Below are 519 nucleotides of genomic sequence, written 5' to 3' on the forward strand. Positions count from 1 at the left end.
TAGCTATAATAGCGCTAACTACAGTCAGTTCAAAATAAAATTGAGATGTTAATAGCCAGTAATCGAGAACCTCATGAGTGATCTACCAAATAATATAGACAATGATATTTTGCAGGACCCTGACAATCAAAACGACGATAGTATTGTTATTGCCCAATTACGAACACCTATAAAGGTAGATCTGTCCCCTATTTACGAATTCTTGGGTAGTCGAACCACACAAAGTTGGGTAGACGCTGCCATCACAAACTTACCACTTATCATTCAAGACCATGCCAACTGCGAAAAAAAAGCAGCAGGGACTGCCATGAACTTGTTGTTTCGCTACGAGTTTTCTTATGATTTACAGCGTAAATTGGCACAGCTGATACGTGAGGAGATGCTGCACTACGAGCAAGTACTGGGTATTATGAATGAGCGTGGTCAAGACTGGATATATCTTAGTGCTGGCCGTTATGCTAAAGGTCTGTTAAAGCATAAACGTACCTATGAGCCAGCTGCTATGGTAGATGTGTTAAT

At 40.5% G+C, this 519-nt stretch carries 1 protein-coding gene; it reads left to right on the top strand.

Going from position 1 to position 519, the window contains the following annotated elements; translation table 11 throughout:
* Nucleotides 1-73 precede the first annotated feature (73 nt).
* On the top strand, nt 74-519 hold a 446-nt coding region (gene miaE / locus ACS8FD_RS24535), incomplete at its 3' end, for a tRNA isopentenyl-2-thiomethyl-A-37 hydroxylase MiaE (RefSeq protein WP_439277763.1).

The organism is Psychrobacter sp. 1U2, from assembly GCF_051847575.1.